Source organism: Anabaenopsis sp. FSS-46, from assembly GCF_029891665.1.
Lineage (GTDB): Bacteria > Cyanobacteriota > Cyanobacteriia > Cyanobacteriales > Nostocaceae > Anabaenopsis > Anabaenopsis arnoldii.
Map to the genome: position 1 here is coordinate 1 of NZ_JANQDG010000114.1, position 16,091 is coordinate 16,091.

14 protein-coding genes are annotated in these 16,091 nt (G+C 43.0%); 9 read left to right on the plus strand and 5 right to left on the minus strand.

Annotated features, from left to right (window positions below):
• The first annotated feature begins 143 nt into the window (after positions 1-143).
• Both NWP21_RS13865 and NWP21_RS13870 read left to right on the plus strand, forming a co-directional pair.
• Complete coding sequence (locus tag NWP21_RS13865) at positions 144-524, plus strand: nucleoside recognition domain-containing protein (protein ID WP_348519781.1); 381 nt, start codon at positions 144-146, stop codon at positions 522-524.
• 19 nt (positions 525-543) lie between these two features.
• Positions 544-831 (plus strand): hypothetical protein, encoded by a 288-nt coding sequence (locus NWP21_RS13870; RefSeq protein ID WP_280793137.1) that lies wholly within the window; start codon positions 544-546, stop codon positions 829-831.
• Positions 832-1,262: 431 nt separating this feature from the next.
• Here NWP21_RS13870 and NWP21_RS13875 read toward each other — a convergent pair whose 3' ends face one another.
• A complete protein-coding gene (locus NWP21_RS13875; protein WP_280793138.1) occupies positions 1,263-2,813 on the minus strand; it encodes an ATP-binding protein in 1,551 nt (516 codons plus the stop codon).
• Between the two features lie 402 nt (positions 2,814-3,215).
• Between NWP21_RS13875 and NWP21_RS13880 the strand changes: the two genes are divergently transcribed.
• Complete coding sequence (locus NWP21_RS13880) at positions 3,216-5,948, plus strand: SBBP repeat-containing protein (RefSeq protein ID WP_280793139.1); 2,733 nt, start codon at positions 3,216-3,218, stop codon at positions 5,946-5,948.
• A gap of 858 nt (positions 5,949-6,806) precedes the next feature.
• Positions 6,807-8,318 carry a threonine ammonia-lyase, biosynthetic gene (gene ilvA / locus NWP21_RS13885; RefSeq protein WP_280793140.1) on the plus strand — a complete coding sequence of 504 codons (1,512 nt, stop codon included), beginning with the start codon at positions 6,807-6,809 and terminating at the stop codon, positions 8,316-8,318.
• 30 nt (positions 8,319-8,348) lie between these two features.
• On the opposite strand, the gene NWP21_RS13890 is transcribed toward ilvA, so the two are convergent.
• Complete coding sequence (locus tag NWP21_RS13890) at positions 8,349-9,122, minus strand: N-acetylmuramoyl-L-alanine amidase (RefSeq protein WP_280793141.1); 774 nt, start codon at positions 9,120-9,122, stop codon at positions 8,349-8,351.
• 295 nt (positions 9,123-9,417) lie between these two features.
• Positions 9,418-9,579: a hypothetical protein gene (locus NWP21_RS13895; RefSeq protein ID WP_280793142.1), complete on the minus strand. Its 162-nt coding sequence runs from the start codon at positions 9,577-9,579 to the stop codon at positions 9,418-9,420.
• A gap of 21 nt (positions 9,580-9,600) precedes the next feature.
• Here NWP21_RS13895 and NWP21_RS13900 point away from each other — a divergent pair, with 21 nt between their 5' ends.
• Entirely contained in the window at positions 9,601-10,581 is a 981-nt protein-coding gene (locus tag NWP21_RS13900; protein WP_280793143.1) for an aldo/keto reductase, read from the plus strand.
• 70 nt (positions 10,582-10,651) lie between these two features.
• Here NWP21_RS13900 and NWP21_RS13905 read toward each other — a convergent pair whose 3' ends face one another.
• Positions 10,652-10,855, minus strand: coding sequence for a hypothetical protein (locus tag NWP21_RS13905; RefSeq protein ID WP_200988967.1), 204 nt, complete (start codon positions 10,853-10,855; stop codon positions 10,652-10,654).
• Positions 10,856-10,958: 103 nt separating this feature from the next.
• Between NWP21_RS13905 and mnmE the strand changes: the two genes are divergently transcribed.
• From mnmE to NWP21_RS13925, 4 genes are all read left to right on the plus strand, one after another.
• On the plus strand, positions 10,959-12,350 hold the full coding sequence (gene mnmE, locus NWP21_RS13910) for a tRNA uridine-5-carboxymethylaminomethyl(34) synthesis GTPase MnmE (protein WP_271732647.1): 1,392 nt from the start codon (positions 10,959-10,961) through the stop codon (positions 12,348-12,350).
• A 135-nt stretch (positions 12,351-12,485) separates the two neighbouring features.
• A complete protein-coding gene (locus tag NWP21_RS13915; RefSeq protein ID WP_280793144.1) occupies positions 12,486-13,256 on the plus strand; it encodes an SDR family NAD(P)-dependent oxidoreductase in 771 nt (256 codons plus the stop codon).
• A gap of 29 nt (positions 13,257-13,285) precedes the next feature.
• Positions 13,286-13,618, plus strand: coding sequence for a hypothetical protein (locus tag NWP21_RS13920; RefSeq protein ID WP_280793145.1), 333 nt, complete (start codon positions 13,286-13,288; stop codon positions 13,616-13,618).
• Positions 13,619-13,711: 93 nt separating this feature from the next.
• Entirely contained in the window at positions 13,712-14,617 is a 906-nt protein-coding gene (locus NWP21_RS13925; RefSeq protein WP_280793146.1) for a 1-acyl-sn-glycerol-3-phosphate acyltransferase, read from the plus strand.
• 12 nt (positions 14,618-14,629) lie between these two features.
• On the opposite strand, the gene NWP21_RS13930 is transcribed toward NWP21_RS13925, so the two are convergent.
• Positions 14,630-16,009, minus strand: a complete 1,380-nt coding sequence (locus tag NWP21_RS13930; RefSeq protein ID WP_280793147.1) for a hypothetical protein — start codon at positions 16,007-16,009, stop codon at positions 14,630-14,632.
• Positions 16,010-16,091: the final 82 nt, after the last annotated feature.

Below are 16,091 nucleotides of genomic sequence, written 5' to 3' on the forward strand. Positions count from 1 at the left end.
ACGACAAGAAGACAGCCAGAGATGGAAGTCTTACAGGTATTCATGACAAGAACCATATCACTGAGGAGCCGTATGAGGTGAAAGTCTCACGTACGGTTTTGTAGACGAGTCGGTTGGGTGACTGACCGGCTTAGTTTAATATTATTCCGTTTTTAGTGGCGATTTTTGTAGCTATTGGGATGTTTCGTGCTAGTGGCGCTCTGGATATCCTCACAGCCATAGTTTCTCCCCTTACCTCACTCATCACCCTTCCCCCTGAAGCTTTACCCATGGCATTAATTCGCCCTCTTTCCGGTAGTGGTTCCTTTGGGTTGATGTCGGAAATTGTCAAAAATGACCCGGATGGTTTTCTGTCCTTTCTGGTTTCTACTATGCAAGGTTCCACGGAAACTACCTTTTATGTTATGGCAGTGTATTTTGGTAGTATTGGCATTGTTCGCACCAGTTATACACTTCCGGCGGCGCTGTGTGCTGATGCAGCAGGAATGTTGGCATCTTTGGCAGTCTGTCGCATAATGTTTTAAGTAGATGTATTCTCAGCCAATGAATATCTTTAAAACTGTTGTTACGATCATCAAAGTGATATCGACAATTTTTATCTCCGCTGCCATTGGCTGGGAATTGTGGAATATTTATACAGTTACACCCAGCAGCCTGAATTTTATTTTTTGGCTGGAACGTTTTGCCATTACCGCCCATTTAATTGAGGCGGTGATTGGGGGTTTTTATGCCGGGAGAAAACAAGAAACACCTATCAAATATGGGATTTATACGTTTTTTGTGGGTACGGTTGCTTTGATGGAATTGTTTGCTCCAGAGGAAAACAGTTGACTGTTGACTGTTGACTGTTGACTGTTGACCAGGGTTTAAGAGATCCGACAATCGGGAGACAGGGGTTAGAAACCCCTGTCTGATAGCTAAAGTCGGATAAATCCGACTGGAATAGATGACTAGGCTATCCCCTCAAGATAATCAAATACATGATCTTGCTTGTCACACAGATCCCCGACTTCTGGGCAAGTTATATGAGATTATCTTTAATTATCTAAGAAGTCGGGGATCTTACCCCCCTCCACAGATCCCCGACTTCTGAAACTAAATTATCCCAGACAATCTCTAATTATCTAAGAAGTCGGGGATCTTACTCACCCGCGATCTGCTTGCAGCAGCGCTTCGCTATCGCTATCTTTTCTGGGTGGTTGACTGTTGATGGTCATACCTCTTCCCGGTCAACAGTCAACAGTCAACAAATCCAAAAATACCTACCCCCGAATGACTGTAATATTTCTCCCCTGGGGACTCAGGGTTATTTCGGTGGAGGTGCGATCGCTAATGGGGGGTAAGTTAGGGCGACGGTCAAATATGATTAACCATCCCGTATCTAAATTGAGTCCTGATAAATATTTATCTAATTGTATCAATCCTTTGGGTAAGGGGTCGGCTTTACCCTGTTTCCATACCTTTAATTCCATCCCTAAGACCACATCCCCATACCTTAAACATATATCCATCCTCCCAGAGCCAATGGCGTATTCCCGCTCTAAGCTACCACCACCATTAACAACCCGGTGTAAAAATGCCATTAATACTAAGTGGGGGGCTATTTCTGGGTAGGGAGTACTTTTAAATAATGGCTCTCCATGTTGTCGCCAAAAGTCTAAGAATAAGTCTAATAATTTTTCTGGGATTAATTCACCACTGGTACTCAACCATTCAGGTTCAATCACCCCTAAGGACATAATGGGGGTATAGGCTAAAACTTTAGGTAAAACTTCTCTATATATGGGGTTGGCAATTTCTAAACCTCTGATGGGATGATAGCGACACAATCCTAAATCTAGGAGAAAACGAATATCATCATTAGGTACATCTGGTAATTCTTCCCCAGCTAACATGGGTTGAATAATCGCCTTAACTCTATCTTCTCGCAGTCGCTCTGCTAAACTATCTAGATGGGTGTCTTGCCTTTGAATTAAGATATCTTTAGCTTGATTGATTAAATCTACTGTGATGGGAATATTCACATCTTCTGCTAAATACTCTGTGACTTCCTTAGCTAAAGCATTGACTAACCAAGGTTGACCTTGAGTTAAATCATAGGCGTGGTTAATGGCTTGGTGGGTAAAGATTTGTCCTGTGGCTGCGGTGTGTTGTTCATACAGACTTTTTACCTCTTCTAAGGTGAAATTACTTAAAGTCAGAGAGCGCACCTTGATATTAAAGGGGCTAGAGGTATTTAACCTATCACTACCGCCAGAGGCTACCTTATAATCACGTACATCCCGCATCCCGATTAAGGCTACACATTGGGGGAAACCTTGGGGGCGACGGGGAAAACCATCCCTTAATTGCCTTAAGACAGTAATTAAAGTTTGATTTTGCAGGGAGTCAATTTCATCAATAAACACCACCAACGGGCGCACAGAAGTTTCCACCCAGGCAGTTAAAGCAGTATTTATCCGTTGTCCTGGTAGTGCATTCGGCCACACCGGTGGTTCTAGCTCCTTGGGTAGCCAAAATCTTGCCGCCTCTCGCCAAGCACCTAAAATTGCCTGTTCTGCTATTTCTGGCTGATTGGGAAAGGGCGAGCCTACTTCTGCTGATACCATGACGGCGGTGTACTTACCACTGGCTGTTAATTCCTGTGCTAGGGTGAGCATGGCAGTGGTTTTACCGGTTTGTCTGGGTGCATGGATGACAAAGTAATTCTCTTGCTCAATCAGGCGTTTTAACTCTGGTAACCGCTGACTGGTGGGTAAGGTATAGTGGATATTTGGCTTACAAGGGCCAGCAGTGTTAAACCATTTAGTCATAAAAGTTTAGGTATAGCTTGATTTGATTATAACTCCTATGATTGTTAACTGTTGACGGTTGACTGTTGACGGTTGACGGTTGACTGTTGACTGTTGACGGTAGAGTATTCTAGATAACCCACTAGTCCACTTTCAGTGGACTTTAGCTATCAGACAGGGGTTTTTAACCCCTGGCTAATGACTTTAGCTATCAGACTCTTAATTTATGCCATGGCTTCCTCAAAAATCTATCTTTAGATGGATGACAAACTTATTTAAATCTGATAATTTGATGTTTAATGTAAAAAAAAACACATACTTAACGAGTTACGTATTTTAAGTTAAAATCTCAGTTTTTTGGTTTTCAACGGCGATCATCGCCTAAAGGTAAGGTTTTTGCAGGTATTAAGTGAGGAGAAATTTATGATTATTGAATGGACAAAGCTATTGGGAACTACCAGCGGGGACATAGCCCATGCCCTAACCACAGGGGTGGATGGCTCTATCTATGTTGCTGGTTATACCGAAGGTAACCTAGATGGGCAAACCAATAGTGGGGCTGGGGATGCCTTTATCACTAAGTACCAACCCGATGGCACTAGGTCATGGACAAAGCTATTGGGAACTAGTAGCAGGGACGAAGCCAATGCCCTAACCACAGGGGTGGACGGCTCTATCTACGTTGCTGGTTATACCAATGGCAACCTAGATGGGCGGACTAACAGTGGTAATCAGGATGCCTTTATCACTAAGTACAACCCCGATGGCACTAAGGCATGGACAAGGCTCTTGGGAAGTCCTAGCCAGGACATAGCCAATGCCCTAACCACAGGGGTGGATGGCTCTATCTTCGTTGCTGGTTCTACCAGTGGCAATCTAGATGGGCAAGGTAACAATGGGGATGGGGATGCCTTTATTACTAAGTACAACCCTGATGGCACTAAGGCATGGACAAGGCTTTTGGGAACTGTTTTTTTCGACGAAGCCCATGCCCTAACCACAGGGGTGGATGGCTCTATCTATGTAGCTGGTTATACCAGTCTCAACCTAGATGGGCAAACTAATAGTGGGGGTAGGGATGCCTTTATCACTAAGTACAACCCCGATGGCACTAAGGAATGGACAAGGCTGTTGGGGACTGGCACTTCGGATGAGGCCAATGCCCTGACCACAGGACTTGATGGCTCTATCTATGTAGCTGGTTATACCAATCGCAACCTAGATGGGCAAATTAATAGTGGGGGTAGGGATGCCTTTATCGCTAAGTACAACCCCGATGGCACTAAGGAATGGACAAGGCTGTTGGGGACTGGCACTTCGGATGAGGCCAATGCCCTAAGAACGGGGGCTGATGGTTCTATCTATATTTCTGGCTATACTAGTGGCGACCTAAGTGGGCAACCTAACAATGGGGGTGTGGATGCCTTTATCACTAAGTATAAACCCGATGGTACTAAGGAGTGGACAAAGCTATTGGGAACTAGTAGTAATGAATCTGCCAGTGCCGTGACCACGGGGGTGAATGGCTCTATCTTTATTGCTGGTTCTACCTTTGGCGACCTAAATGGCCAAACTCATAGTGGGAATGGTGATGCTTTTATCACTAAGCTGATAGATGAGGAAATTAACCCTACTTTATCCATAGCCCCTACCAACGCCATACAATCAGAAGGGAACACAGGTACTACACCCTTCACCTTCACAGTTACCCGCACAGGAAATACAGGTACAAGTAGTGCTAACTGGGCTGTAACAGGTACAGGAACCAACCCCGCCAACGCCGCCGACTTTGGGGGAACCCTCCCCACAGGTAGAGTCACCTTTGCAGCAGGGGAAACATCTCAAGTAATTACAGTCAATGTCAGTGGTGATAGGGTAGTAGAACCAGACGAAACCTTTACCGTTACCCTATCTAACCCCAGTAACGCCACTATTACCACAGGTACTGCTACGGGGACAATTCTCAATGATGATGCGAGCCTAGACATCGCCCCCACCAACGCCATCAGGTTAGAAGGTAACACCGGAACTACCCCCTTGACCTTCACAGTTACCCGCACAGGAAATACCACAGGTATCAGCACAGTTAACTGGGCGGTAACAGGTACAGAATTCAACCCCGCGAACGCCGCCGACTTTGGGGGAAATCTTCCCACGGGTACTGTCACCTTTGCTGCAGGGGAAACATCTCAAGAAATTACAGTCAATGTCAGTGGTGATACCGTAGCAGAACCAAATGAAACCTTTACTGTTACCCTATCCAACCCCAGTAACGCCACTATTACCACTGCTACTGCTGCGGGGACAATTCTCGATGATGATTTAACAAATCCCCCTCAACTGGTGATTAACCCTGAAAGCAACAAGGTTACACCAGGAAGGGGAGATATCACCTTAAACTATCGTATTGATAACTTTAACGATTCTCAGATATCTTTTGCAGGATTTTCAATTTACTTTGATAATTCTGAACTGAATATTAACACTGGGGATGTTAATCTGTCTAGTTCTGTGGGGACTATAGTTAGCAAAACCATCATTGATGACACAGCAGATGCTGATAATGACCCTAACACTGATAAGGAATTGATTCTGACTATTAGCCCTCTTGAGTCTACTAACAGTGATAGCGTCTTTGTGAATATTCCCTTTACCACCACATCTGGTTTTGATGGGGAAAGTAGAGTTAACTTTGCTGCTAACAGTGGTAACCCTGGTGTGGATGTATTAGGAGTACCTTCGGTCACAGTCAGTGGACTGGCCGCCGATATTGATGGTAACGGTAGGGTAACAGGTGCTGATTTATTGTTCATTAGCCAATATCTGCTGTTACGGAATAATCCGAATGTGGATGCGATTTTACAAAGTTCTTTTAATCTGTTTAGCACTGAAACCGTGGGAGCCACAAATACTACCGGTGCTGCTTTGAGGAATGCGATTACTAATGGGGTGAACAGATTAGCCTTTGACGTTGATAGTAATGGTCAAGTCACAGGGGGGGATATTTTCTTAATTAACCAAGGGTTGTTACTGAAGAATAACTCTAATGTCAATGCCATTCTGCAAACTACCTTTAATCTATTTACCAGTGAACTCACAGGACCGAGAAACACAGGAGCCGAAATTAATGCTTTTATCTCTGAGTTGCTGGGGTAAATAAGTAACTGTTGACGGTTGACGGTTGACGGTTGACGGTTGACGGTTGACGGTTGACTGTTGAGGGGTCAGGGTTTAAGAGCTACGACCACGGGGAGCCAGGGGTTAAAAACCCCTGTCTAAAAGCTAAAGTCGGATAAATCCGACTGGCTGTTGACGGTTGACGGTTGACTGTTCACGGTTGACTGTTGAGGGGTCGGGGTTTAAGAGCTACGACCACGGGGAGCCAGGGGTTAGAAACCCCTGTCTAATAGCTAAAGTCGGATAAATCCGACTGGGTGTTGACTGTTGATTGTTGACGGTTGACGGTTGACTGTTGAGGGGTCAGGGTTTAAGAGCTACGACCACGGGGAGCCAGGGGTTAGAAACCCCTGTCTGATAGCTAAAGTCGGATGAATCCGACTGGGTGTTAAATATAACTTTATAAATAGGGTTAACAATGATTGCTTAGAGTATTATATATAACCTACCAGTCTACTTTTAGTGGACTTTCGCTATCAGACGCTGAATTTATTCCCCGGTTAATGGCTGTTGACGGTTGACGGTTGACTGTTAACTGTTGACGGTTGACGGTTGACGGTAGAGTATTCTAGATAACCCACTAGTCCACTTGCAGTGGACTTTAGCTATCAGCCAGGGGTTTTTAACCCCTGGCTAATGACTTCAGCTAAATGAGATTATCCCAATTATCTCAGAAGTCGGGGATCTTACCCGCCCAGGTGATGAAAGTCGATCGCATATGCTGTGTTTTTTGTGGCTTTAAATTTAAATTTAAACCTCAGAGTTTTCTGCCACCTAGGTACACAAGTAAAGGTAAAATTAAGAATCTATCTTGAAATCACCGCATCTATAAGCCCCATGTATTGCGATTACCTGGTACAAATTCTGACTGCTCGTGTGTATGATGTTGCCCAGGAAACCCCCCTGGAATATGCCCCTAATCTCTCAAAACGACTGAATAATAATCTCTTGCTGAAGCGGGAAGATATGCAGTCAGTGTTTTCTTTTAAGCTGCGGGGTGCTTATAACAAGATGGTAAATCTGACACCAGAACGGCTAGCTCAAGGTGTAATTGCCGCATCTGCGGGTAATCATGCTCAGGGTGTGGCTTTGGCTGCTAGTCGGTTAGGTGCGCGAGCAATTATTGTCATGCCGGTGACTACCCCCCAAGTTAAAATAGATGCGGTGAAAGCTAGGGGGGGAGAGGTGGTATTATATGGTAATACCTATGATGATGCCTACGCTTATGCTCGTGAGTTGGAGGCAGAAAAAGGATTGACTTTTATTCATCCCTTTGATGATCCTGAAGTGATTGCTGGACAGGGGACAATTGGGATGGAGATTTTACGGCAATACCAGCAACCCATCCATGCAATTTTTGTGGCTATTGGTGGCGGTGGTTTGATTTCGGGAATTGCAGCTTATGTTAAACGATTGCGTCCGGAAATTAAAATCATCGGTGTTGAACCTGTGGATGCTGACGCTATGTCACAATCGCTGAAGGCGGGACATCGTGTACGTTTACCCCAGGTGGGTTTATTTGCTGACGGGGTGGCGGTACGAGAAGTGGGTGCAGAAACCTTTCGTTTATGTCAGAATTACGTAGATGAAGTTATTTTAGTAGATACAGATGATACCTGTGCGGCGATTAAAGATGTGTTTGAGGATACACGTTCAATTTTAGAGCCGGCGGGTGCATTAGCGATCGCCGCTGCTAAAGCCTACGCGGAACGAGAACAAATTCAGGGAAAAACCTTGATTGCTGTAGCTTGCGGTGCTAATATGAACTTTGACCGTCTGCGGTTTGTGGCGGAACGCGCCGAATTTGGCGAACGTCGTGAGGCTATTTTTGCAGTAGCTATTCCCGAAGAACAGGGTAGTCTGCGGAAATTTTGTCAATGTATAGGCGATCGCAATCTGACTGAATTTAATTATCGCATAGCCGACGAAAAAGAAGCCCATATTTTTGTCGGTGTACAAATCCAAAACCGTGCTGATGCAGTCAAAATGGTAGAAACCTTTGAAACTTATGGTTTTAAAACCATTGACTTAACCGATGATGAACTGACAAAATTACACCTGCGCCACATGGTGGGTGGACATTCTCCCCTAGCTCATAATGAATTACTCTACCGGTTTGAATTTCCCGAACGTCCCGGCGCTTTAATGAAATTTGTCGGTTCTATGAGTCCTAACTGGAACATTAGTATGTTCCACTACCGTAACAATGGGGCAGATTACGGGCGAATTGTGGTAGGAATGCAAGTACCTCCCCAGGAAATGCAGGAATGGCAAGCATTTTTAGATACCCTTGGTTATCGTTATTGGGATGAAAGCCAGAATCTGGCGTATAAACTGTTTTTGGGGTAGCTCCCTGTCTACCCCAAATATAAGACAATTTTAGGCTTTTAATTCCGCGTGTTCTTCAAAGATAAAATGTTCATCTCGTCCCTTGATACTGTCGTCTGGCCATTTCACCCAATAATGTCTTTCTTCCAAACGAGCATCTAAAAAGGGATATTCCCCCGGAACAATATTTTCTAAAGTTTCTGGGAGTAAGTCTGAGGATTGATCTGTAGAAGGTTTGAGGATGGTTGGCTGTTTAATGATTAACGTACCAGGTAAACTGGTATCCTCTGGGGGAGGTGGAGGAGCATCTTTACCCACTAAGCCAACTTTGATCGCTTCGGCCATTTTTTCGGCATCAAACAGATCCATATCGGCTTTAGAATCAATAAAGCAACATTCTACTAGAATCGCCGGCATGGAAGTATTCCTGATGACAAAAAAAGCGGGTTTGCTTTTAACTCCTCTGTCCTTAAATCCTAGTTTGACAATTTCATTGAGCACTCTGCGAGCAATAGCTTGAGAAGCATTGCTAATGGCGAAAACTTCTGAACCTCTGGGAGCATTTGTAGGGGAAAACGCGTTGAAATGTATAGACACAAAGATGTCTACTTGATTGGCGTTAGCTTTATTAACTCGTTGACGAAGAGAATCAGGTGATGAGGTGGCGGTGCTAGGAGTGCAATTGATCACACTGTGTCCCAATGCAGTTAATTTTTGCATCAGGCGAGTGCCTACATCTTTAGTTAGGACATCCTCTCTTTTTATACCTACTGCACCAGTATCACGGGGAGGGCAGTTGTGTCCTATGTCAATTCCAAATTTCATACGAGGATTTCCTTAAAGGCTAATCAATCACGGTTTATTGACACTCTCCGGGCTGAATCCCCGGAGATTCTTGGTTCAACGAGTGCACTTACATTAGACACCTTGCGGTACTTAAACCAGAGGTGGTTCTCTCCTAAGCGCGTTAACTTTCCGAGTGCTCCTCGGTAGTTGGATTACTCCAAGAATTTGTTTGACTTAAATTCGCTTGTAGGCTTACTAGTATATGTAAATTTTTATCATACATATATTTTGAAGCCGGCCTTATATTTATAGCCATTAAAAAGACTTATGTCATCTATCTAAAGATAGATATTAGATAAATATTTTTCGTATCTAGGGTTACTATTTGATAGGGTAGGGTGGGGTAAACCATAAAAAACTCAGTACACAGGTAACACAGGATAATCAATCGATCGCCTTTTCGGTGTTCTCCTCCATAATGAATTGTGATAGCCATAGAAGTTTAGAAACGGTAAATATGCACAGCAGCGAAAAACTATCTCTCCCCCTGATGGGTTGCGGCACTTGGGCATGGGGTAATCAACTACTCTGGGGATATAATCAAAGCATGGATGGACAGTTACAAGCTGTGTTTAACCTGTGTGTGAGCAGTGGTGTAACTTTGTTTGATACAGGTGATTCCTACGGAACTGGAAGATTAAACGGACGCAGTGAGTCACTCCTGGGACGATTTACCAAAGAATATCAAGGTGCAAATCAAGATCATATCTGCATTGCGACCAAGTTGGCGGCTTATCCTTGGAGATGGACAAGTCAATCAATGGTCAAAGCTTGTCAGTCATCGGCTCAACGCTTGGGTAAAAATGTTGATTTAGTGCAGATGCACTGGTCTACAGCTAATTATGCACCTTGGCAAGAATCAGGTTTGTTAGATGGTTTAGCTGATTTATACGCACAAGGATTAGTTAAGGGGGTGGGCTTATCTAATTATGGACCCAGACGTTTACAATTTGTACATCAAAAATTTGCGGCGCGGGGCGTTCCCATTAAGACTTTACAAGTCCAGTATTCTCTACTATCTACCTATCCGGTGACGGAATTAGGTCTCAAAGATGTTTGTGATCAATTGGGGATAAAATTAATCGCCTATAGTCCTTTAGCATTGGGGATATTAACCGGAAAATATACAGAAACTGGGAATTTACCCCCTGGTATCCGGGGTTTATTATTCAGACAACTATTACCAGGAGTGCGATCGCTGGTGGAATGTTTGCGGGAAGTGGCAAAATCTAGAAATAAAACTATGTCTCAAGTAGCAATTAACTGGTGTATTTGTAAGGGAACCATTCCCATCCCCGGTGCGAAAAGTGTGGAACAAGCACAGGAGAATATTGGTGCTTTAGGATGGCGGTTAGACTCTGGCGAAATTACCGCATTAGATCAAGCTGCAGCCAGCACAGATAAAAAAATGGTACAAAATATATTTCAAACACGGTAAAAATATTGGTAGAGACGCACGTAATCACATCTCTACCCACAGGCTTAATTTTGGAATCTATGATTTACCCTCAGCTATCGCTATCAGGAAAAACCCATTGAGGTGGTTCCATGATTTTCTTGCGCAGGCGTTCTTCTGCGATCGCCAGCATTTGGTCTAGGGAAGTTTCTTGAATAAATTTGCTTGTGGCTTCTCTAAATTCGATATTGGGGCAATTATCCCCTAAAACGCAGCCGTTAACGCAGGCTTCGGCACAATTGATTTTTTGTTCCATAGTGAATTCCTCTCTAGTGAAAATATATGATCTCAAACTCTTGCTACTCTAAGAGCATATATATATATAAACCCAATACAATTTTTTGCTAAAAAGGGCGCTTATGTCGGAACTCTTAGCTATTACCGGAACCATCGCCGCCATCGCTACGGCTGTGGTTCCGCAACAAGGTAGCGTTACTATTGTACGGGTATCTGGTTCCCAAGCAATGGCGATCGCTCAAACCCTATTTTACGCTCCTGGGGGTCAGGTTTGGGAGAGTCACCGCATCCTTTACGGTTATATTCGTCATCCCCAGACCCAACAATTAGTAGATGAAGCTTTATTATTAATCATGGCAGCACCCCGTTCTTATACTCGTGAGGATGTGGTAGAATTCCATTGTCATGGTGGTATGATTACAGTGCAGCAAGTCTTACAACTGTGTTTAGAACAGGGTGCTAGACTGGCTCACCCAGGAGAATTTACTCTCCGGGCTTTTTTAAATGGACGACTAGATTTAACCCAAGCTGAAAGTATAGCTGATTTGGTGGGAGCGCGATCGCCCCAAGCTGCTCAAACTGCTTTAGCTGGTTTACAGGGAAAATTGGCTCATCCCATCCGACAGTTACGCGCTGACTGTTTAGATATTCTCGCAGAAATTGAAGCCCGGATTGACTTTGAGGAAGACCTACCCCCCCTGGATGATAAAGGCATCATATCACAGATTAATCAAATTGCTGCCGAAATTAGTAAATTATTAGCCACTAAAGATCAAGGTGAACTGCTGCGAACAGGTTTAAAAGTGGCGATTGTGGGACGACCAAATGTCGGTAAGTCCAGCTTATTAAATGCTTGGAGTCAGAGCGATCGCGCTATTGTCACTGATTTACCAGGTACTACCAGGGATGTAGTGGAGTCCCAGCTAGTGGTGGGGGGGATACCTGTACAAGTCCTGGATACAGCTGGAATTAGGGAAACCGTAGACCAAGTAGAAAAAATTGGCGTAGAGCGATCGCGTCGTGCTGCTAGTGCTGCTGATTTGGTATTATTCACCATTGATGCTGCTGCGGGATGGACTGAGAATGATGAGGAAATTTACCAACAAGTAAAAGACCGTCCCTTGATTTTAGTGGTTAATAAAATTGACTTAGTAGAAAATACATCTATTGTATCTAGTAAATATCCTGATAATGTTGAGGAAATTGTTACCACATCAGCGGCTAAAAATCAAGGAATTGATGCTTTAGAAACAGCCATTTTAAAGATAGTTCAAACCGGAAAAATACAAGCTGCTAATTTAGATTTAGCCATCAACCAACGACAAGCCGCAGCTTTAACTAAAGCTAAAATATCTTTAGAACAAGTACAAATGACAATAGCTGCACAATTACCCCTAGATTTTTGGACAATCGACTTACGAGGCGCAATTCAAGCATTAGGAGAAATTACCGGAGAGCAAGTTACAGAATCTGTATTGGATAGAATTTTTAGTAAATTCTGTATTGGTAAGTAAATCTTATGGTGTGGGTAGATTACCCCCTTTTACCCTACAGATTTAATCCCAGATAATCCTGAGAAAGTTACCACAGATAAACACAAATGGGGTAAAATACATTATGTTAATCCTCCATTCATCAAGATGAAATAAATGGCTTTTGGAAATTATCTTAATGCTGCTAATGCCTTAATTGTTGGTGCTAGTCAGGGGATAGGTTTGGGTTTTGTGAAAAATTTATTGGAAGATAGTAGAATTAAAAAAATTTATGCAACCTATCGTCAAAGAGAAACAGCAGGGGAATTAATCACTTTACAAAACCAATATCCTGATAAATTGACTTGTTTATCTATGGATATTACCCAAGAGTCCCAAATTGTCGCAGTTATCCAACACATCAAAGCCGAAGTCAACCAGTTACACTTAGTAATTAACTGTGTCGGAATATTACACGACGACACCTTACAACCTGAAAAAAGTTTAAGACAAATTAATTCAGAAAATTTACTACGCTACTTCCAAGTTAATAGTATTGGTTCTATTCTATTGGCTAAACACCTGTTAACCTTATTCCGCCATCCTGAACCCAGCGTTTTTGCGAGTATTTCTGCTAAATTAGCTAGTATTGGCGACAACCAACTGGGTGGTTGGTATGGTTATCGTGCTTCTAAAACCGCACTGAATATGTTTATGCGGACAGCAGCAATTGAGTATGGGAGAAGTTCCCCTAAAACGCTATTAGTTACTTTACATCCTGGGACAACAGATACAAGTCTATCCCGTCCATTTCAAACAAATGTCACCAAAGACAAGTTATTCTCTGTAGAACGTACGGTTAAGCAACTCTTACAGGTGATTTCACAACTGGAAGAAGGCGACAGCGGTCAATTTTTCTCTTGGGATGGAAGTAGGTTACCTTGGTAGCTGAAATTAACTGACGCTGAGGAAAACCCATGAAATTTTTTATTCCCGCTGCTAATGACCATACCAGAGCGGAAGATGTTTATCACAAGATTGCTCAATTCGCCCAAGCTCCAATTACTCAAAAGCGGATTTGGAAGTTAAGCTGGGTTGAGAACGGTGTCAAGATGGAATCTGAGGTGGGTAGACCTTTACCATTTCCATATCTCACCGGTCAAGAGCTAGTTTTAGCCATTTTTGATTGTGAAAACCTGTATAAAATTTGTACTCTCACTCATGGAGCAGTGAAGGGAACACCTGTGTTAGTGGTAAAAAACTCCCAATGCTCAGTAGTCTATTTTTCCGCTGATATCAATAGTAATTAAATCGGGAGGTTAACTTGTATTTGAACATCAAGAATTATGATTAACTCATGAGTTCCAAGAGGTTTGATTAAAATTTCTACTAACAAGTATTTTGTGCAAGACTCAGCTGATTTAACCCCCGCAACGATTGAGCGGGTAAAACAAGGTGTAGCTGCTGCCAGCGATCGCGCTGTACGGGATATAATCAAAGAAGTTCTTCAGGGTCTGGAAGTTATTAGTCAAGGACATCCAGAAACTAAAATTCATCCCCTGGTGCGTCGTTGGGTATTGCGAACTTTCATCCATACTTTGTTTCGCGTACGGGTGGAAAACCTGGAGAGAATACCGGAAAAACCAGCTATCCTCGCAGCGAACCATCTCCACCATATCGACCCCTTACTACTGCTCGGGGAACTCCCCACCCATCCCCAATACTACGTTCTGGGTGATGCTCGGACTCTTTATAATAAGTGGTGGAAGCGTTTTATATTGCGCTTCGTGGGTGGTGTGATTCCTTTAGAACGTATCTGGAAAGAAGAAATAGCAGTCATAGAAGCAAGTAAGCACCAACGACAAGACCTTCTAGAACTCGCTCAAGCAATTGAGGACAATGTACCCACCGGGGAGGATATCCCCACCCTGCGAAAAATTAACCGCATTGTCCAGGGTTTGTTATCCCGTGGTAACGGACTGGTTGTATTTCCCGAAGGACGCTTAGGAAGCACAGAGGGTCAGTTACATCCTCTGAAGCGAGGAACAGTAATTTATGCTTTGCGGGCTGGTGTACCTATAGTACCAGTCGTAATAATTGGTACACACGACCTGTATTTAGGCAAAAAGTTAACTGTACGCTTCGGGGAACCATTATACTTTTCTCAAACTTCCAGAATCAAGCGTCAGGAAGTAGATTCAGCATTAGAAACCTTACAAAACGCTTTACTGAGTCTGTTACCCACTGACTATGTAGAACCAAAAGGAATTAAGATTTTGCGTCATTTTCTCAATCATATGTTCTGGTAGTTCAGGAGAAGATCACTTCCCACGCCATAAGTTTTGTAACCACTGCAAAACTTTGACAATGATTTCTTCTAACCATAGTATAATTTTATCGAGCCACTCTAGCAGTTTCTCTAAAAGGTGCTTATCATAGCCCATAAAAGTTGCGGGAACTTCTATCCAGTCTGGCGCAAATTCCAGGTTATGGTACTTATTCTCAGTTGTAGCTGGGGAATTAACCCCTGGAGAGGTTTTTACAGACCTTTGCAACCAAGCAGATTTGGTCTGGATCTGACTATCAGACCCACTTAGGGATATGACTGTCGGATCATGACTAAACAAATCATGGAAATCTAACCAGGAATCTCCGACTAAATCTTCTGAATCAGGGTATTTTGCCAGGATTTTTTCCGGTGCTTTCTCCAGTTTTTTATGTTTATTTCCCCCAAAAAAGTAATTAATTGCAGCTGCAATTAAATCCCTAATATTCAGTTTATTAGTTTCTAAACTATCAGCATTGACTGCTATATCCTCTGGTTTGCCATAAATCAATATTTTTAGCTCAGTTTGAGCAATTGCAATCATCTCTTGGCTGCGCTTTTGTATAGGTAACAAAGCCTTGGTTTCCCATTTAGCCACAGATGTATCCAACCAGGAAATTAATTTATTAGTTAGAAATGAATTATTTGGTCTACCTTCCGGCAAAGCTGGTATATTTACTTTACTTATGCCGGTAATTGTTGCTAAAATATATTTTTTAATCTTGCTAATTAATTGACTGTGTGGTTGGTTTTCAGGTAACTGCCAAGGTGGTTGAGAATTTTCTAATTCAAAGATTATCCTGGCGGCTAATTTTGCTTGTTGGTTGGGTGTGAGAATATCTAAAATTTTATTCTCAGTAGTAACAAGTACCAAATTACGACTTACCAAGTGTGTAGCAATTCCCTGAATCACCTGATAGGGTGGGGTGGTTATCCTCCTACTACCATTCCCTAGCCATATGTTACGTTCATTTATAGGTAACGCCACCCTATCGCCATCAGAAAATTTTCTGGGTGGGGTAGGGAGATAACGCCCAAGTTTTGACCGCAAAAACCGGAAAAATCTCACAGGTGCAGATTCAGAGTCAGAAGGTAAACTTCTGACTGCTGCTAAGACTCGTTCAATGGGTGCGTCAGATTTAGGCTCTTGCGGTTGTAACTTCAGTCTGGGTGGTGATTTAGCCTCTAAAGTTTTATTTGCTAATTCTGTGGGATGAAATAATTGGTAGAGGGGGTAAAGCAATATTTCCAGACTCCACTTACTTGCAACTTGCAAATGTCGGAAGGTGTGATCCCACTGTTGTGTCAACCGCCGAGTTTGCTGGTGGACAAAATTTAGTAGTCTACTTTGATAACGACCCAGAGAACCAGACATAATAATGGTGATTTGCTTTTTTTGAGTCTTGTTGAGTGGAGAGACTCCCCCCCAAGAATAATATATGTAATTAACCCTATTT